18 protein-coding genes are annotated in these 17,142 nt (G+C 39.8%); 6 read left to right on the forward strand and 12 right to left on the reverse strand.

The annotated features are described in order from the left end of the window. Nucleotides 1-167 precede the first annotated feature (167 nt). The 8 genes from HMPREF9088_RS09900 to HMPREF9088_RS09935 form a co-directional block, all read right to left on the reverse strand. Nucleotides 168-1,397, reverse strand: a complete 1,230-nt coding sequence (locus tag HMPREF9088_RS09900; protein ID WP_007209114.1) for an ABC transporter permease — start codon at nucleotides 1,395-1,397, stop codon at nucleotides 168-170. Continuing rightward, nucleotides 1,363-2,097 carry an ABC transporter ATP-binding protein gene (locus HMPREF9088_RS09905; RefSeq protein ID WP_007209115.1) on the reverse strand — a complete coding sequence of 245 codons (735 nt, stop codon included), beginning with the start codon at nucleotides 2,095-2,097 and terminating at the stop codon, nucleotides 1,363-1,365. The genes HMPREF9088_RS09900 and HMPREF9088_RS09905 overlap by 35 nt, the downstream gene beginning before the upstream one ends. Before the next feature lie 12 nt (nucleotides 2,098-2,109). Next, nucleotides 2,110-3,243, reverse strand: a complete 1,134-nt coding sequence (locus tag HMPREF9088_RS09910; RefSeq protein ID WP_007209116.1) for an efflux RND transporter periplasmic adaptor subunit — start codon at nucleotides 3,241-3,243, stop codon at nucleotides 2,110-2,112. Nucleotides 3,244-3,470: 227 nt separating this feature from the next. Continuing rightward, nucleotides 3,471-3,830 carry a DUF1304 domain-containing protein gene (locus HMPREF9088_RS09915; RefSeq protein ID WP_007209117.1) on the reverse strand — a complete coding sequence of 120 codons (360 nt, stop codon included), beginning with the start codon at nucleotides 3,828-3,830 and terminating at the stop codon, nucleotides 3,471-3,473. Nucleotides 3,831-3,832: 2 nt separating this feature from the next. Next, nucleotides 3,833-4,120, reverse strand: coding sequence for a putative quinol monooxygenase (locus tag HMPREF9088_RS09920; protein WP_040366985.1), 288 nt, complete (start codon nucleotides 4,118-4,120; stop codon nucleotides 3,833-3,835). A gap of 16 nt (nucleotides 4,121-4,136) precedes the next feature. Then, complete coding sequence (locus tag HMPREF9088_RS09925; RefSeq protein WP_040367435.1) at nucleotides 4,137-4,766, reverse strand: nitroreductase family protein; 630 nt, start codon at nucleotides 4,764-4,766, stop codon at nucleotides 4,137-4,139. A gap of 14 nt (nucleotides 4,767-4,780) precedes the next feature. Then, on the reverse strand, nucleotides 4,781-5,185 hold the full coding sequence (locus tag HMPREF9088_RS09930; RefSeq protein ID WP_007209120.1) for a MarR family winged helix-turn-helix transcriptional regulator: 405 nt from the start codon (nucleotides 5,183-5,185) through the stop codon (nucleotides 4,781-4,783). A 174-nt stretch (nucleotides 5,186-5,359) separates the two neighbouring features. Then, nucleotides 5,360-5,998 (reverse strand): deoxynucleoside kinase, encoded by a 639-nt coding sequence (locus HMPREF9088_RS09935; RefSeq protein WP_007209121.1) that lies wholly within the window; start codon nucleotides 5,996-5,998, stop codon nucleotides 5,360-5,362. A gap of 218 nt (nucleotides 5,999-6,216) precedes the next feature. Here HMPREF9088_RS09935 and mvk point away from each other — a divergent pair, with 218 nt between their 5' ends. Genes mvk through fni form a run of 4 tightly spaced genes read left to right on the forward strand, consistent with a single transcriptional unit; the run spans nucleotide 6,217 to nucleotide 10,262 of the window. Then, nucleotides 6,217-7,155 (forward strand): mevalonate kinase, encoded by a 939-nt coding sequence (gene mvk, locus HMPREF9088_RS09940; protein ID WP_007209122.1) that lies wholly within the window; start codon nucleotides 6,217-6,219, stop codon nucleotides 7,153-7,155. Further along, nucleotides 7,148-8,140, forward strand: coding sequence for a diphosphomevalonate decarboxylase (mvaD, locus tag HMPREF9088_RS09945; protein ID WP_007209123.1), 993 nt, complete (start codon nucleotides 7,148-7,150; stop codon nucleotides 8,138-8,140). The genes mvk and mvaD overlap by 8 nt, the downstream gene beginning before the upstream one ends. Next, entirely contained in the window at nucleotides 8,137-9,219 is a 1,083-nt protein-coding gene (locus HMPREF9088_RS09950) for a phosphomevalonate kinase (RefSeq protein ID WP_007209124.1), read from the forward strand. Before mvaD ends, HMPREF9088_RS09950 begins: the two co-directional genes overlap by 4 nt. Beyond that, nucleotides 9,216-10,262, forward strand: a complete 1,047-nt coding sequence (gene fni / locus HMPREF9088_RS09955) for a type 2 isopentenyl-diphosphate Delta-isomerase (RefSeq protein ID WP_007209125.1) — start codon at nucleotides 9,216-9,218, stop codon at nucleotides 10,260-10,262. The genes HMPREF9088_RS09950 and fni overlap by 4 nt, the downstream gene beginning before the upstream one ends. Before the next feature lie 195 nt (nucleotides 10,263-10,457). Here the strand turns inward: fni and HMPREF9088_RS09960 are convergent, their stop codons facing one another. Then, nucleotides 10,458-10,931, reverse strand: a complete 474-nt coding sequence (locus tag HMPREF9088_RS09960) for a GNAT family N-acetyltransferase (protein WP_040366987.1) — start codon at nucleotides 10,929-10,931, stop codon at nucleotides 10,458-10,460. A gap of 394 nt (nucleotides 10,932-11,325) precedes the next feature. On the opposite strand from HMPREF9088_RS09960, the gene HMPREF9088_RS09965 reads away from it, so the two are divergent. Together HMPREF9088_RS09965 and HMPREF9088_RS09970 are read left to right on the forward strand one after the other, a co-directional pair. After that, nucleotides 11,326-12,012: a response regulator transcription factor gene (locus HMPREF9088_RS09965; RefSeq protein WP_040366988.1), complete on the forward strand. Its 687-nt coding sequence runs from the start codon at nucleotides 11,326-11,328 to the stop codon at nucleotides 12,010-12,012. Further along, complete coding sequence (locus tag HMPREF9088_RS09970) at nucleotides 12,005-13,357, forward strand: sensor histidine kinase (protein WP_040366989.1); 1,353 nt, start codon at nucleotides 12,005-12,007, stop codon at nucleotides 13,355-13,357. Before HMPREF9088_RS09965 ends, HMPREF9088_RS09970 begins: the two co-directional genes overlap by 8 nt. A gap of 123 nt (nucleotides 13,358-13,480) precedes the next feature. On the opposite strand, the gene HMPREF9088_RS09975 is transcribed toward HMPREF9088_RS09970, so the two are convergent. The 3 genes from HMPREF9088_RS09975 to yajC form a co-directional block, all read right to left on the reverse strand. After that, the gene (locus HMPREF9088_RS09975) at nucleotides 13,481-13,933 is read right to left on the reverse strand and encodes a hypothetical protein (RefSeq protein WP_040366990.1); all 453 of its coding nucleotides are present in this window, start codon (nucleotides 13,931-13,933) and stop codon (nucleotides 13,481-13,483) included. A gap of 121 nt (nucleotides 13,934-14,054) precedes the next feature. Then, complete coding sequence (gene adhE / locus HMPREF9088_RS09980; protein ID WP_007209130.1) at nucleotides 14,055-16,652, reverse strand: bifunctional acetaldehyde-CoA/alcohol dehydrogenase; 2,598 nt, start codon at nucleotides 16,650-16,652, stop codon at nucleotides 14,055-14,057. 137 nt (nucleotides 16,653-16,789) lie between these two features. Then, nucleotides 16,790-17,140, reverse strand: a complete 351-nt coding sequence (gene yajC / locus HMPREF9088_RS09985; RefSeq protein WP_007209131.1) for a preprotein translocase subunit YajC — start codon at nucleotides 17,138-17,140, stop codon at nucleotides 16,790-16,792. Nucleotides 17,141-17,142 lie beyond the last annotated feature (2 nt).

Genomic DNA, 17,142 nt, shown 5'->3' on the forward strand with positions numbered 1-17,142 from the left:
AATTTTTGTTCATTCTTCAAGAAACGGCCGAAAAAAATTCATTTTCTTGCCATCATTCTTTAAATAGTCTACGTCTTATTTTGTATCAAAAAAGACGTAGACTATTAATTATCGGTTTTGCAACTTGCTCAACAATTTGCCATTCACCAAATTATAGATGACTGTACTTATTGATAAATTGCTTTAATTGGATCCATTCTCGCTGCACTAAATGCAGGGATAATGCCAAAGATAAGTCCAGTCAGTGTTGAAACTCCTGTTGAAATAGCAAATATTGGTACTGTCATGACGGGGGTTATATCAATATAGCCACCAATAATCACCGATAAACCATATCCTAATGCTACTCCAAGAAAGCCACCTAATAACGTGATAAACGCCGATTCAAGTAAAAATTGCCATAGAATCATTCTTGGTTTGGCACCAATGGCTCTTCGAATCCCTATTTCTCGTTTTCGTTCGGTGACAGATACGTACATAATATTCATTACACCAATCCCACCTACTAAGAGAGATATGGCTGTAATAGCCATCAAAAACATTGTCATACTTCCGATTGATGCTTGAATTTGTTCCATGTTTTTCTTTTCTTGATTGTCTTCGCCAAAGGCACCTTGAATTTCTTCATGCGCCTCCATTAAAATGGTAGTTGCTTGATCAATCACTTGTTGCCGATTAGTGCCTTCTTTTAGTTTGAAAACGATCATAGTGATTGGTTTTGACTGGGTCAGCTCATTGTACGCATCTTTGGGTACAAAGTTACTCTGTGCTAGATTCCAGTCAGTTGTCATCGTTGCATTTTCATAGTCAAACGCTGGGAGAATACCGATAACCTTGAACATTCTACCGCCTATCGATACCGCTTGGTTAACCAATTCTTCAGCAGTTATCGTATCACCTAATTGTTGTTCAACAATATCTTTTCTGAGCAAAATAACATCTTTTCCACTATCTGAGGAACGAAAATCTCGACCATAAACAACCTCATTTGCACCAGGGTTAGGTGCAATATTCAGGTAGGCTTGTAACCCAAAATAATCTAGCACCCCGTCGATGACACCACTTCCCATGCCACTATCATAGAGTGGATAGATGGTCTCAACTCCTTCAATATCACGAACACGTTTCATATCAACTTTGCTAAAAGAAAATTCTGTTCCATCATTAAATGTGTATTCTTCTTCCGATTGGTCACTAGGAATATACTTTAATTTTAATTCATTGGCTGACAAGCTCTTATTGGTGGCATCCACGACTTGTTTTTTCATTCCTTCTCCCAAAGTGGAAATGGCAACTACTGAAGCGATACCAATGATAATACCAATCATCGTCAAGAACACACGTAATTTATGTGCTCGAATGCTAAGCAAGGTTGTTATCATAAGATTTCGAATCATGAGAGATAACCTCCTCTGTTTCGAAGCGACCGTCTTTCATATGAATGACGCGCGTTGCGTATTTTTTTAAATCTTCGTCATGCGTCACCATGACAATTGTTTTTCCTTTTTGATTCAGGTCCGTTAGTAATTCCATAATATCGCGACTTGTTTCCGTATCTAAGGCCCCAGTTGGTTCATCTGCCATAATTAACACCGGATCATTCACCAATGCTCGTGCAATCGCTACTCTTTGTTGCTGTCCTCCTGATAATTCCGTCACTTTTGCTGTTTTTTTGCTTGCAAGTCCGACTACTTCAAGAAGTGATTCTGATAATTTTCGTTGCTCTTTGCGGTTTTTCTTTCCTTCGTACACACAAGGCAACTCAATATTTTGACGAATATTTAAAGATTGAATCAAGAAAAATTGTTGAAAAATAAACCCCAAATGCCGATTGCGATAACTAGATTTGGTATTTTCATTTAATGTAGAAACATTTTTCCCTTGAAAACAATAGGTCCCACTATTCGCTCGATCAAGGAAGCCAATGATATTCATCAATGTTGTTTTACCACTGCCTGACTTACCCATAATCATAATGAATTCACCTTGATAAATAGTTAAATCTAACTCTTTTAGCACATGCAATTGTTCTTTGCCCATCGTAAAATACTTGTTCATACCAGTCATTTCGATAAGAGGAGTTTGCTTATTTTCCATCGCTTTCTCCCCCTATTCTATATCAGTGGATGTTGTATCAATGACATCCCCTTCTTTTACTTCCGTTTTAGACGAGACAATGATGCGATCGCCTGCTTCTAATCCTGAAACAATGTGCGTTGTCTCACCCTCTTCTTCGGCTAGGACAATGGCTTTACGAATCACTGAACCAAAGTCATTGACAAGGACATAACTAGTTTCTCCTTCTTGATGAATAGCTGCCGTCGGAATAAAAATAGGTGTTTCCTCTCCCACATTGATAGCTGCTTGAATATGGTACCCATTTTTCACTTTTTCAGGTTCGTCAATACTTAATTTCACTTTGTAACTAGATAAATTGGTGGCTTGACCTCCATCTCCACTAGCCTCACTATTTTGTTCTGGCGGATTGGCATCAATATATTGAATATGACCGGACAGTGTTGTGCCATTTGAAACAATCGTTAAATTGGCTTTTTGATTCACTTGAATTTTTTCCAAATCTTTTTCGTTCACTGTACCGGCAACATACAATGTCTCGGATATCAATCGCATGATTGGTGTATTCGCTTCTTTTACTTCTGGAATAGCTACCTTTCCTTTAAAATCAGCCGTTGTTTGAATAATTTGCTTTTCATTTAAATCAGCAAGTGTTTCATTAATATATTGTTCTTCTTCTAGAATCGTATCTAGTTCTGTTTGGTATTGGTTATCCAATTCTTCTTTTGTTGTAGTTCGTTCCTCTTCAGATGTTTTTTTCCATTGCTCAATGGCTCGGTTCCACTTGCCATAGAGCGCAACTTTGCGATTCGCTTGCCGGGTCAACGCATTCGTTTGATTTTCAACCTCACTTGTCACTGCTAGATCCTCAACTTCATATAAGACCGTCCCAGCATCTACTACTTGTCCATTTTGAACCTTTAGAGTTGGAACACTTTTTTTCTCTTCCCCCAATATATATGCTTGCGATTGTTCTGGTTGGACTTTTCCATTAATATACACTTGATCCATTTCTGGAACATCAAAATAAGTAATCTCCAACTCTTCTTTTGAAGGTGCATTTGCTTTTGAATCAGAAGATCCTCCATATTTTATTCCATACCAAATTCCTGCTCCTCCAAGCAATACGATTAAAACTGAACCCCAAATTAGCCACTTTTTCTTCATACTCCACCTCTTTTAAATTTAATAAAATGTAAGCCATTTTATTTATCTTATCATGGGAGTGTGCGTCTTTCTACGCCAAGATCATGAAAACTAGCTACCTTACATATCTGTTAGTTTAACAACAGTTGCTCAATTATTTTCAGTAAAAAAACAACGGCCTCACGCCGATAGAAACTCGGAATAAGATCGTTGTTTAAAAATTCAAATTCACTGTAAGACTAGTTCACTTAAAAAAATGTTGTAATCAACGCAAGTATCGCTAATCCACCTTGTTTCAAAATAATTTTTTTGTCACTTGTTAAACTACCATATAAAGCAACCAAAATGATGTATACCAACAATAGACGACTCAATTCAAGCGATGCCCCAGAAATAAAGACGCTGTACAATAAACCGACACCGATCAAGCCATTGTATACCCCTTGATTTTTGAAAAGCGTTTGGACAGATGGGCGATTTAGCTCATCTTTGGTCATATTAAAGACTCTGCTGGTCGCATCAGAGCTAGTCGCGATTGTTTCCAAATACATGATATAGAAAAATTCAAGTGCAACAAGAACAACTAAAATCGAAGTTAACGTAGACATCCTTACGCCTCCTTATCAAATGTGAGAATGCTCGTTTTTTGAGCAGCATAATCAGGCATATGTTGAAACAATTGTTGCAACAAAGGCTGTTGATTATGAGACTCGATTGCTGCTTGGTTTTTCCATTGTTCAATCATGACAAATTGATTTTTGTTTTCAAATGATTCATACAATTGATAATCAATACAGCCGGCTTCTTTGCGTGCTGCTTCAACAAGTGGCAAGATATCTGCTAAAAAGGCCTCTCTTTTTTCTGCTTTAATAAAAAAAGTTGCTTGAATTACTTTCATCATTCTCTCCCCTTATTTATTTAAATTCGGTAATTTTTTCTGCTGCTAAACGTACAGATGAATAACCTTCTTCTTTGGCTTTCCCAATAGATAAAATCATGACTGGTACGTAGCGCTCTTTGTCTAGTCCCATCGCTTCTGCTAACTGATCTGCTTCAAAGCCACCGATTGGATTGGTTTCGTAGCCGTGTGCGCGAGCCACTAGCATAAATTGCATCGCAGCTAAGCTTGAATCGATTTTGACAACGTCGTTCATTTGTTGGGTTGTAAAGTTTTTGTAGTAAGGAATAATTGCTGCAAGTTGTTGATCTCTCACGTCAGCTGGCATTTTTCCTTCTGCAACTGCTTGATCATAAATTTCTTCCCCAAGCTCATAACACGCCATATCTCCAAAAATTAGGACCATCGCTGATGAGGTATCGTTTTGACGCGTGTTAAAGCGAATCAATGGTTTTAAGTTGGCTTTTTGTTCGTCACTTTCTACGACGACAAAACGCCATGGTTGCATATTTACTGAAGATGGTGCGGTCGTTGCTTCTTGAATCATCGCTAACATTTCTTCGTGTGAGATTTTGTATGTTTCGTCGTAGACACGTACGGACTTTCTACCGAATACGATATCTGAAAATGTTTGTTCGTTTGTCATGTTTGTTTCCTCTTTCATTTCACTAATTTTGTTAATAGTTCTAATAAAGCGGCCCCCTCTTGATCATCTAAGGGCAACAAGTTTGCTTGGGTCTGTTCATGCTCGTTTTGACACGTCGTTAAATCAGTGAGCGCTTTTGACGTGGGCTTTACGAATACTTCGCGGTTATTTTCTGAGTTGCGTTTGCGAACGACGTATCCTTTTTCTTCGAGCAATTTCAGATGCCTAGTGACGGCTGCACTATCAATCTGCAATTCATTTTGCAAAACAGTCTGCGTGCATTCACCTTGTTCTTGTAAAAACAACAACAACTCATAGCGCGTGATACTAAATCCAGTCTCCCGCTCAAACTTAGTCGTCGTCTCTTGTGTGGCAAGCTTTAATTGATACAACAATTTACTGACTGCTCTTAAATCCATCGTGGCACCTCCTTTATATGACTAATCAACAATTGATTAGTCAACTATACTGCAAAAAAATTCATTTGCAAAGCATTTTGTTTTAAAAAAATCCAGAAGTTGTTTTTCAAACTTTTTGGATTTTCTGATTTTTTATAGTATTCAGATACGCCAAAAATAGTCTGGCTCCGTTCATTACGCTCTGATTTGTTTTAACGTCTGCTCGATCGTTTTCAGCACGGTTTGCGCTGCTTGCGTATCTTCGACAAAGTCCAAGGCATCGCCGTCGATTTGCATTTTAGGACTAGCATCATAGGCATCATACCATTGATCGTATCGCTTATTTAGCTCTTGATAGTAGTCATACAGACTAGGGTCGTGGGCGATTTGTTCATAAGGTCGTCCTCTTTTGGCAATCCGCTCCAACATTGTATCGAATGAAATACGAATATGGACCAATAAATCCGGATGTTTCTTTTGCGAAACGTCAGGCAGCTCTTCTAGCATATTGGCCAATAATTCATCGTACACCTTTACTTCAGTCTTCGTGGCACGACCGAGATCAGCGTTCAAATGAAACAACAGTGAATCTTCATAAATGGATCGATCCAAGACATTATCAGGATGTGAAAGCGCACGTTTGATGCTATCAAATCGCTTATTCAAGAAATAAATTTGCAATAAGAATGCATATTTTTGTGGCTCGGCATAAAACAAAGGCAATACTTCATTGTCCTCTACTGATTCATAAAAAGCTACACTACCTAAGTGATGTGACAACATGGCTGTCAAACTGGATTTGCCAGCACCAATTGTCCCTGCTAATACAATCATTGTATCCCTCCATCTTCTCTTCTACTTTTTTCAACCTATCCACTATAACGCATGTAAAAACGGGAAGCAATGACAGAAAGAGACAAAAAATTAAAATTCTTTCTTAAGAAAAGGAATTTTTTTTAAGAAAAAGAGGCGGAGAGCTTAACGTATCAGTCAGAATCTAGTAGAATAAAGCCTAGGTTTACTCGATATGACAAAATTGAAAGAGGAGAATTATGAGAGACGTGGGTATAGGTGAAGCAACAGGGAAAATTATTCTGATGGGAGAACATGCAGTGGTCTACGGCGAGCCAGCAATTGCCTTTCCATTCACTGGCACCAAAATAAGAGCCAGCGTATCTGAATCAGTATCAGGGAATGAATTGACCTCTAGCTATCATTCTGGCAGTCTTTCCAATATACCAGAAGCATTAGCCAATGTGCGTGCATTGACTACCCGCTTACAAAAGGAACTAGTTACTCCTGACTTTCAGCTACAAATTGATAGCACTATCCCGGCAGAACGAGGCATGGGATCTAGTGCTGCTGTTGCTGTCGCGATTACGCGCGCCTTCTTTGATTGGCAAGAGCGCGATTTGACAGAGGAGCAGCTACTTTTTTATGTCAATTACTCCGAACAAATTGCTCACGGAAATCCAAGTGGTATCGACGCTGCTGCGACGAGTGGTAGCCACCCTATTTTTTTCCGTAAAAATAAAGAAATTACGTCCTTTCCTTTGCATTTAGATGCGTATCTTTTAGTTGCAGATACAGGAATTAAGGGCCAGACTCGGGCAGCGGTGAAGTCTGTCGCCCAATTACATGAAGTCGATCAAGCATTTACTAGCAATCATTTGCAACAAATCGGGCGCTTAACCAAACGGGCACAAAAAGCCATCATGGGCAATCGACCGGAAGAATTAGGTTTATTGATGACTGAAGCCCACTTACGTCTTGCTTCATTACATGTCAGCAATACAACGTTAAATGAATACATTCGTCTTGCTCTCTCAGAAGGAGCATTAGGTGCCAAGTTAACTGGTGGCGGTCGTGGGGGTTGCTTTATTGTCCTGACAAAAAGCAAAGAAGACGCTGAACGGATTGGCCAAAAATTAAAAGTAGCTGGGGTAAAAGATACTTGGTTACAAGGATTGGGAGTTTATCAATATGTTTAAGGGAAAGGCACGTGCCTATACAAATATTGCTTTAATTAAATACTGGGGGAAAGAAAATCAAGCGCTGATTCTACCGAAAAACAATAGTTTGTCACTTACATTAGACGGATTTTACACCGAGACCGAGGTGCTATTTACTGAAGAAGCCACGAAGGATTGTTTTTACCTTGATGGTGTGAAGCAGTCTGAACAAGCGACAAAAAAAGTCACTACTTTTTTGAATTTAGTCCGTGAACGGGCCAACTGCCCGTTTTTTGCTGTCGTTCGTAGCCACAATCATGTTCCGACAGCTGCTGGACTGGCTTCTTCGGCTAGCGGGCTTGCTGCCTTAGCCGGTGCTTGCAATCAAGCACTGGGTCTTAATCTTGCACCTAAAGAACTGTCCAAGCTAGCACGACGCGGCTCTGGCTCTGCCTGCCGGAGTATTTTTGGTGGCTTTGTAGAATGGGATCGTGGTGACTCAGATGAGACCTCCTACGCCCTACCGATTGATGCCCAAGGATGGGAACAAGAGCTAGCGATGATTTTTCTCTTGATTAACGATCAGCCTAAAGACGTCTCTAGCCGCGAAGGCATGCAGCGAACAGTCGAGACTTCAGCATTTTACCCACAGTGGGTCAAAGAAGCTCAGGCAGACCTACACATCGCAAAAGAGGCTATCCAGCATCATGATTTTCAAAAATTAGGGACTGTCATGGAAGCCAATGCCTTAAAAATGCACGCAACGACACTGGCTGCCGTCCCTCCATTTACGTACTGGTCACCAGATAGTTTGCGTGCGATGAATCTAGTGCGCTCGATTCGTCAAGCAGGCTTGTTTTGCTACTTTACAATGGATGCTGGCCCGAATGTCAAAGTCCTTTGCCAGAAAAAAGATATTGCTGCAATTTTTGAAGTATTGTCTTCTACTTTTTCCGACCAGCAAATGGTTGTCGCATACGCTGGCCCAGGAATCGAACTTTTAGAAATGGACGTGACAAAATGATTGAAGTTTCTGTACCCGGAAAACTATACATTGCAGGTGAATACGCCGTTGTCGAGCCTGGTTACCCAGCTGTCATCGTCGCTGTGGATCAATTTATCACCGTAAAAATCGAAGCTGCGACAAAAAGTGGCACCATTCACTCCCAACAGTACAGCGATCTACCCATTCGATGGACGCGTCGCAATGGTGAACTGGTATTGGATCATCGGGAAAATCCCTTTCACTATATTTTAGAAGCGATTCGCTTAACAGAAAAATATGCGGCTGAAAAAGGTCGCTTACTTGCCTTTTATGACTTAAAAGTGACGAGTGAATTAGACAATTCCAATGGACGTAAATACGGTCTTGGATCAAGTGGTGCGGTGACTGTGGCGACCGTTAAGGCCTTGAATTTGTTTTATGATTTGGAGATGGATCAGCTGACGGTCTTCAAGATTTCAGCGCTGGCTCACTTGGCCGTGCAAGGAAATGGCTCTTGTGGCGACATCGCCGCTAGCTCATATGGTGGTTGGATTGCTTTTTCGACATTTGATCATAAATGGGTCTTAGATAAGCAAGAAAAATGGCCAATCGGACATCTCTTAGCTGAACCTTGGCCCATGCTCACGATTCAACCATTACCAACACCGAAAAATTTACGACTAGTCATTGGCTGGACAGGTAGTCCTGCTTCGACATCTGATTTGGTCGACCAAGTCTCGCAATCGCGCGGAGAAAAGCAAAAACTGTACCAACAATTTTTAGATGAAAGCAAAGACTGTGTGCAAACTCTGATCGATGCTTTTATGGAAGAAGATGTTCCGACAATCAAACGCATGATTTTAAAAAATCGTGAACTACTAGCCAATCTATCTCAGATTACTGGGGTCATCATCGAAACGCCTTCGCTTGAAAAGCTGTGTCAGTTAGCTATCTCTTGCGGGGGTGCAGCGAAGTCATCCGGAGCTGGTGGCGGGGATTGTGGCATCGTGATTGCTGACCAACGAACCGGTATCTTACCTTTGATGAGTGCCTGGGAAAAAGCAGACATCATTCCTTTACCACTGCACGTCTATCATTATCGAGGAGGAAAAAAATGAATCGCAAAGACGAACATGTTTCACTAGCCAAAGCCTTTCATAAAGATCGTCCATCCGACTTTGATCATGTTCATCTTATCCATCGTTCCTTTCCGCAAGTGGCTGTAGATGACATTTCGATCACCTCGGAAATGGCTAGTTTGCCATTGAAGACCCCCTTCTTTATTAATGCGATGACCGGTGGCAGTGAAAAGACCAAGCAAATCAATGAGCAATTAGCCACGCTTGCTCGTGAAACATCCTTGGCGATGGCAACAGGATCGGTCTCGATTGCCTTGAAGGATCCGTCTGTCCAAGATAGCTTCACAATCGTAAGAAAAACCAACCCCACAGGCATGATTCTTGCCAATGTTGGTGCGGGGAGTTCGCTAGAGCAAGCACAGCGAGCCATCGATTTACTTGAGGCCAATGCCTTGCAAATCCATGTGAATGCACCTCAAGAACTTGTCATGCCAGAAGGAGATCGTGATTTTCGCTATTGGTTAGAAGATATCGCTAAGATTGCTAGCACCCTTTCCATCCCCGTGATTGTGAAAGAAGTTGGGTTTGGTATGACCCGTGAAACCATCCAACAGCTTATCGACTGTGGTATCACCAGCATCGATGTCTCCGGCCAAGGGGGCACTAGCTTCACCCAAATCGAAAATGCTCGCCGAAAAAATAGAGAGTTTGGCTATTTAGATTCATACGGTCTTTCGACGGTTCAATCGCTACTAGAAGCTAATGAAGTCCCTTACCCATATGAATTCATCGCTTCTGGTGGCATCCGCCAGGCATACGATATCTTCAAAGCATTAGCATTAGGTGCCAATGCAGTCGGCATTTCAGGAACTATTTTGACTCATTTGTTAACGAAAGGTCTCGACGAAACAATCCTACTCGTCCAACAATGGCAATCAGAGTTAACGACGCTCTATGCCATGACTGGTAGTAAAACCACCGCGCAAACACGAACTGTGCCACTATATTTTACCGGCTCAGTTCGTGAGTGGTGCGATGCGCGTAGAATCGCACCCGATAGCTACAGTTTTCGAACTAATTGACTGGATTTAAAGAAAAGTTTTTGACAAAAGTAGTTGGCTCCGAACAATAAGTTAAAAATTACTTCTCAAATTTTTAACTTATTGCTGAGAGAATTGCTTTTGAACACTATTTATATATGTTTAAGGGAGTGTGATAGACTCTTATCACACTCCCCATTTTTGATAAATCTCAGCCCTTTTACAGATGTAACTTTTTTATACATCCTTAATGATTTTTCTATAAATAAAAGAAACTGCATTTGATTCATACGTTTTCTCCCCAATTTTCTTAAAGCCATTTTTTTCGTAAAAGAAATGATTTCTTAGTGAGAAAGCTGGCGTTTCTAATTGCCATATTCCCTTCTTCTCCTGTTCTAACTTCCTCCAAGCTAAACTACCAATTCCCTTACCAATAAATACTGGATCTAAACAAAAATAATTTACGATATTAGGAGTACCTATTGTATAAACTAACACACCACATTCTTCCTGATCGGCAATTATTATCAATGTAGTAAAAGAATCACTATTTATAATTTTTTTACTTAAGGTGCCATTATCATATCCTGGAGGACCTAATCTTATGGATTTTCCAAAAGCCACTTCACTATCAAAGTTAAAAGATTTTTCTAATACATCATTTAAAAATAATTCATCTTTTTCAATAAGTTCTCTAAACAAAATTTGCATGATTTTTCTCCTATGTTCACATCCACTAATACTCTTGCTATTGATGCTTCTCTGATTTAATCTTACACTACCCATATAGAAAACGCTATCTCAGTATTACCAATTACCTTATTTAGTTATATTATCTGAAAAAGTAGGAGGAGCAAATTATGTTCGAATACATTTCATTAAAATTTAAAAAAACCAAGCAGAAAGATTAAGAGAGAAAACTAGTTTATTACGAAAAAATGCTATGAGCGAGGTTGTTGTAAAAGCGGTGGATTCATATTTAAGAGCTTGTGACAGACTGTTGTCACACTCCCATTTTTTTATAAAAAGCAGCCCAGATTCTTTTTTTAAGGTTATCTTTAGTTGGACATGCTACAACCGATAGTATATGGGAGAGGTGAAAGAATTGATTAAATTATCGGTAGTAGAAGATGATGCTGTATTGTCTGAAAATATTTTAGAAATTATTGAACCTCTTGGTGAAGTTACCCAAGTCTATACGGGGAGTGAAGGGTTATTTGAATTAGAAACCAATATTTATGATTTAGTTATTTTAGATTTAATGTTGCCTGAAATGAATGGCTATGAAGTACTTGCACAAGCGCGGAAGCAAAATATTCAAACCCCTAACTTAATCTTAACCGCAAAGGATGCCCTAGAGGATAAGATTACCGGTTTTGAAAAAGGCGCCGATGATTATTTAACAAAACCATTTTACCGCGAAGAATTACCCATGCGTGTAAAATCATTACTCAAACGCTCATTAGGATTATTTGATGAAAATTCATTGGTCTATCGAGACTTGACCTGTTCGTTAAATACCAAAGAAGTGACGTATAATGGCGAAGTCTTACCGATCCAAGGGAAAGAATTTGAACTGTTAGTCTACTTCATTCAAAATCAACGCGTCATTTTAACGAAAGAACAAATCTTCGACCGTATATGGGGATTTGATTCTGCTACGACATTGACCGTGGTTGAAGTCTACATGAGTAATCTGCGTAAGCACTTACGGACAACGGGAATTGATAAAGACCTACAAACTTTAAGAAATGTTGGTTATATGTTAGCCGGAGCAGATGCAAATGAATAAAGAGTTGTCAAAGAAACATCGGATTCGTTTTTTCTTGATGAATGTGCTAGCGTTCGCCTTGATTTTCTTTGCTCTTGGATTGATCGTTCTAAACGTCTTTCATCTTTCCGCTTATCGCGAAACAGATGATGTCTTAAATTCCACGAGTATCAGTTCCCCGATCGTGAAACTAGAGATAGAACGCTACGAGCAACAAGATCCGTCTTACAAAAATACCATGAGTAAATCATCCACCCCTTTTCGTGGTGGCATGAGTAATAATTTCAATACCCAAGTCATTCTCTGGTCCCAAGACGGTGAAATTTTAAATACCGACACATTAGTCGGCCGCTTTACCCAATTTCAAAATCTATCTTTGAATACCAAATCACTAGATGCTATCGACACGATTGAGCTACAAGATACTGCTTCGGATAACACTTCTGTCTTTCATTCAGTTACTTTAAAGAATACAAGTGACGAAGATAGTGAAGTTGCCTATGTCCAAATTTTGGCCAACACCAATCAAATTCGTTCAGCGTTAGCTAATTTTCAAGTGATTTTAATTTTGTGCATGGTTCTCTTTTGGTTCCTTTCGATTGGTGTGAGTTACTATCTCTCTAGTCTCTCCATGAAGCCCATCTTAGCTTCTTGGAAACAACAGCAAGAATTCGTAGAAAATGCTTCTCATGAATTACGCACACCTTTAACAATTATTCAAAATAGCTTGCAACATTTATTTACAAAGCCGAACCGTACGATTATCGAAGAATCCGAAAGTATCGCGCAAGCACTGACGGAAACAAGACGCCTGACAGGACTGACCAATGATTTACTCGTCATCGCTCGTAACGACTCCAATCAACAAACCTTGCACAACAAAGCGATTGCAGTCCAAACTTTCCTGACAAATCTCATGAAGCCTTTCCAAGAAATGGCCGAACTCGATCAAAAAACATTTGTCTATGAATCGACGGTCGCCCCCAATGTTACTTGGACATTTGATGAGAAAAAGATGCACCAAGTAATCGTGATTTTGTTAGATAATGCATTGAAGTATACCAATAGCGGTGATACGGTCAAGCTTATTAGTACGATAAATAAGGAATGGCAAATCGAAGTTCAAAATACCGGACCGTCGATTTCAGATCATGACAAAGAACATATTTTTGATCGGTTTTATCGTGAAGATCGTTCCCGTTCGAAAGAAACTGGCGGCTACGGCTTAGGTCTAGCAATTGCCAAACAAATCATCACCGAACACAAAGGGACAATCATCGTCAAAGATGTGCAACCAAAAGGGGTTTGTTTCCAAGTGAAATTACCAAAACGTGTAGCGAAAGTGGACGCCACCAAGAAAAAGTAAACAAAAAATGCTAAGACACACTCATTCAACTACAAGCAAGAAAACCAGAAAAGCTAAAAGTTGTTTCGACACCTTTTAGTTTTTCTGGCTTTTTGTTTGTAGCTAATTTTGTCACAGCTTCATCTATTCACTTTTCCCAAATAGTCGTTTAAAAAAGCTCGCTTTTGGTTGTCTAGGTTCTTCTTTGATGGCCACTTCATTAGCGACTGCTGCTTCAAATTGTTTTGCGTCTTGTAGTAGTAGGTGATTCAATTCAATCAGGCCTTTTAGACTAGCTTCAAGACGACGACCCTCCCCTGTCTCCAACGATTGCCCTTGTTGCACTACAAGTCGCAAGGAATGCTGCTGTGCTAGTAATAAGGCGACTGTATCTTTATCTACAGGAATATCGGTAAATTTCCCAGATGAGTCATCTGCTAGTATCTCGACCGCTTCCGTGTAATCTCTCAATTCAAATACAAACCGTTGTAGTTGCTCTTGCTTCATCAAGTGTGGGTTTTGACTATAGCTTTCTTGCAGTTGTTTCAGCCGTTGATTCAAAGCTAAGCTAACGAAAACTGGTGATTCTTCTGTCATTCTAATGCTCCTCTCTGTCAATATTTTTATCATAACCCAATTCAATCAGGAGGTCTATTTGAAAAAAACACTGCAAAAGCTCGCTCTCTCGCTTGCTTTTGCAGTGTTCGGATTACAATCATTAGCCTTCGTATGCGTCTAAGATAATTTGTTTCAACTCAGAAATAAGTGGTTCTTTTGGATTTGCTGTTGTACATTGATCTTCATACGCTAATTCCGCCATACGGTCAACTGTGTTATCCAAAATTTCTTGTGTCACACCTTGAGCCTTTAAGTTCATATCAATACCGACATTGACACCCAAATCATAGACTGCTTTAGCCAAAGCTTCTACTAACTCTTCAGTCGTTTTTCCTTTTAGACCTAAGAAGCGTGCAATGTCCGCATAATCAGTATCCGCACGGAAGTAATCATATTTAGGGAACATCGCATGTTTTTGTGGGTCTTTTGCATTGTAACGAATAACGTGTGGCAATAAGATTGCATTGGTACGACCATGAGGAATACCATATTCTCCACCAATTTTGTGCGCAATCGAGTGAGAAATTCCTAAGAAGGCATTGGCAAAGGCCATCCCAGCCATCGTTGATGCGTTATGCATTTTTTCGCGAGCTTCCATATCGGCTGTATGTGTTGATTTTTCTAAATAATCAAAGACAAGTCGGATTGCCTGTGAGCTTAAGCCACGGGTATAGTCTGACGCCATTACTGAAACGTATGATTCAATCGCGTGCGTCAAGACATCCATACCTGTATCTGCTGTCACTGACGCTGGCACTGACAAGACAAATTGCGGGTCAACGATTGCAACGTCTGGTGTTAATGCGTAGTCAGCTAATGGGTATTTCACGTGTGTTTCACTATCTGTAATTACTGCAAATGGTGTTACTTCAGAACCAGTTCCTGATGTTGTAGGAATGCAGACAAATTGTGTTGTTTCAGGTTTGTCAATTTTGTATGTTCGTTTACGGATATCTAAGAATTTTTGTTTTGCTCCGAAGAATGATGTATCTGGGTGTTCGTAAAACATCCACATGCCTTTTGCTGCATCCATCGCAGAGCCACCACCAAGAGCGATTACAGTATCTGGTTTAAAGTCGACCATCATTTTTGTTCCAGCATAGACTGTATTGGTTGATGGGTTTGGTTCAACATCTGAGAACACTTCAATTTTTACATTGTTTGAACGACGAGCCAATACTTCACGAACCGTGTCTGCATAGCCAAATTGCACCATACCAGGGTCACAGACAATCATCACGCGTTCAACATTTTCCATTTTTTCTAAATACAACAATGAATTTTTTTCAAAATAAATTTTTGAAGGTAATTTGAACCATTGCATATTATTTCTCCGTTTCGCTACTGTTTTGACATTAATTAAGTTTACTGCAGACACATTCCGAGAAACTGAATTCTTACCATATGATCCACATCCTAGCGTCAATGATGGAATCATTTCATTGTAGATATTTCCGATTCCGCCTTCAGCAGATGGTGTATTGACTAATATACGACAAGCTTTCATTCGTAAGCCAAATTTGACTTGTAGCTCTTCATTTTCTGTATGAATAACAGCTGTATGTCCGAGTCCACCAAGCTCTAGCATCCCTTCGCATAGTTCAAAGCCTTGCTCAGTTGAATTAGCTTTGATCATCGCTAGCACTGGTGATAATTTTTCACGAGACAATGGATAATCAGGACCAACACCTGCTAATTCAGCAATCAATAATTTTGTTCCTTTTGGTACGTCAATACCAGCTAAGCTCGCAATCTCTTCAGCTGAATGGCCAACGATTGCGGGATTGACTGCGTATTTTCCTTCGTTCATTACTGCATCTTCTAATTTTTGTAACTCTTCTTTTTTCACAAAATAGACTTGATGTGCTTGGAACTCTGCTTTGACTGCGGCATAGACTTCTTTGTCGACAATCACTGCTTGTTCAGATGCACAAATCATTCCATTGTCAAATGTTTTCGATACAATCAAATCATTGACTGCTCGTTTTAATTTTGCTGTTTTTTCGATGTATGATGGTACATTTCCTGGTCCAACACCTAATGCCGGTTTTCCTGTTGAATACGCTGATTTCACCATGCCCGATCCACCAGTCGCTAATACAATGGCGATGCCTGGATGATTCATCAAGCCTTGCGTTGCTTCAATCGATGGGTATTCAATCCATTGTACACAATGCTCTGGCGCACCTGCTGCAATCGCTGCATCGCGCACGATTCGCGCTGCTTCAGCGGAACATTTTTGAGCGCTTGGATGAAAAGCAAAGACGATAGGATTACGAGTCTTTAAAGCAATCATCGCTTTAAAAATCGTAGTAGATGTTGGGTTAGTCGTTGGTGTTACCCCACAAACGACCCCGACTGGCTCTGCAATTTCGATAAGACCTTTTTGTTTGTCTTCATTGATAACGCCGACTGTTTTGTCATGCTTAATAGAATGCCAAATATACTCTGATGCATACATGTTTTTGATTGCTTTGTCTTCATAAATGCCGCGGCCAGTTTCATCGACTGCTAATTTTGCTAAATACATGTGTTTATCTAAGGCAGCCATTGCCATTTCATGCACAATGTGGTCAACTTTTTCTTGATCAAAATCAGCCATTGCTTTTAGTGCTTCATTACCTTGTGCAGCTAATTTATCAATCATTACTGATACATCAATCGCTCCTGTTGTCTTTTCTACTTTTGTTTTTGCCATAATTCGTTCCTCCTAATCCTCTTAAACATTGTTAATATATTCACAAATAGAGTGTACAACAGATACCAGTAGTTGTAAAGAGTTTATTGTGATGTTTTTCACTTTATTTTTTGCAAAAAAAAATTAGCCGCTGAGGACTAATCTTCTTTCGTTGTTGGTTCAACTGTTGGTTCTGTTTCTTCTACAGGAGCGTCTACCACTGGCGCCTCTTGTGTAACGATTGGTTCTTCTGTTGTTGGAGGCGTCACTGTACGAATCGCTGCTCGTTCAAACTCTAAATAAACGCCTTCGCAATCCAATGTAACGGTTTTTTTGTCATCATCTACTTCATAGATCACTCCATGCAAGCCACCAATCGTGATGACTTTACTGCCCGGTTGCATAGAATTTAATGTTTCTTCTCGTTGCTGTTGTTGTTTCTTTTGTGAACGTTGGAAAAAGAACATCATTCCCGCAAAAAAAACAACCATAATAACTACTTGTAACATCT

Source organism: Enterococcus italicus DSM 15952 (assembly GCF_000185365.1).
Lineage (GTDB): Bacteria > Bacillota > Bacilli > Lactobacillales > Enterococcaceae > Enterococcus_G > Enterococcus_G italicus.

Coding starts and splice junctions, on each gene's coding strand:
- HMPREF9088_RS09900 (WP_007209114.1), bottom strand. CDS start 1,397: ATGATTCGAAATCTTATGATAACAACCTTGCTTAGCATTCGAGCACAT.
- HMPREF9088_RS09905 (WP_007209115.1), bottom strand. CDS start 2,097: ATGGAAAATAAGCAAACTCCTCTTATCGAAATGACTGGTATGAACAAG.
- HMPREF9088_RS09910 (WP_007209116.1), bottom strand. CDS start 3,243: ATGAAGAAAAAGTGGCTAATTTGGGGTTCAGTTTTAATCGTATTGCTT.
- HMPREF9088_RS09915 (WP_007209117.1), bottom strand. CDS start 3,830: ATGTCTACGTTAACTTCGATTTTAGTTGTTCTTGTTGCACTTGAATTT.
- HMPREF9088_RS09920 (WP_040366985.1), bottom strand. CDS start 4,120: ATGAAAGTAATTCAAGCAACTTTTTTTATTAAAGCAGAAAAAAGAGAG.
- HMPREF9088_RS09925 (WP_040367435.1), bottom strand. CDS start 4,766: ATGACAAACGAACAAACATTTTCAGATATCGTATTCGGTAGAAAGTCC.
- HMPREF9088_RS09930 (WP_007209120.1), bottom strand. CDS start 5,185: ATGGATTTAAGAGCAGTCAGTAAATTGTTGTATCAATTAAAGCTTGCC.
- HMPREF9088_RS09935 (WP_007209121.1), bottom strand. CDS start 5,998: ATGATTGTATTAGCAGGGACAATTGGTGCTGGCAAATCCAGTTTGACA.
- mvk (WP_007209122.1), top strand. CDS start 6,217: ATGAGAGACGTGGGTATAGGTGAAGCAACAGGGAAAATTATTCTGATG.
- mvaD (WP_007209123.1), top strand. CDS start 7,148: ATGTTTAAGGGAAAGGCACGTGCCTATACAAATATTGCTTTAATTAAA.
- HMPREF9088_RS09950 (WP_007209124.1), top strand. CDS start 8,137: ATGATTGAAGTTTCTGTACCCGGAAAACTATACATTGCAGGTGAATAC.
- fni (WP_007209125.1), top strand. CDS start 9,216: ATGAATCGCAAAGACGAACATGTTTCACTAGCCAAAGCCTTTCATAAA.
- HMPREF9088_RS09960 (WP_040366987.1), bottom strand. CDS start 10,931: ATGCAAATTTTGTTTAGAGAACTTATTGAAAAAGATGAATTATTTTTA.
- HMPREF9088_RS09970 (WP_040366989.1), top strand. CDS start 12,005: ATGAATAAAGAGTTGTCAAAGAAACATCGGATTCGTTTTTTCTTGATG.
- HMPREF9088_RS09975 (WP_040366990.1), bottom strand. CDS start 13,933: ATGACAGAAGAATCACCAGTTTTCGTTAGCTTAGCTTTGAATCAACGG.
- adhE (WP_007209130.1), bottom strand. CDS start 16,652: ATGGCAAAAACAAAAGTAGAAAAGACAACAGGAGCGATTGATGTATCA.
- yajC (WP_007209131.1), bottom strand. CDS start 17,140: ATGTTACAAGTAGTTATTATGGTTGTTTTTTTTGCGGGAATGATGTTC.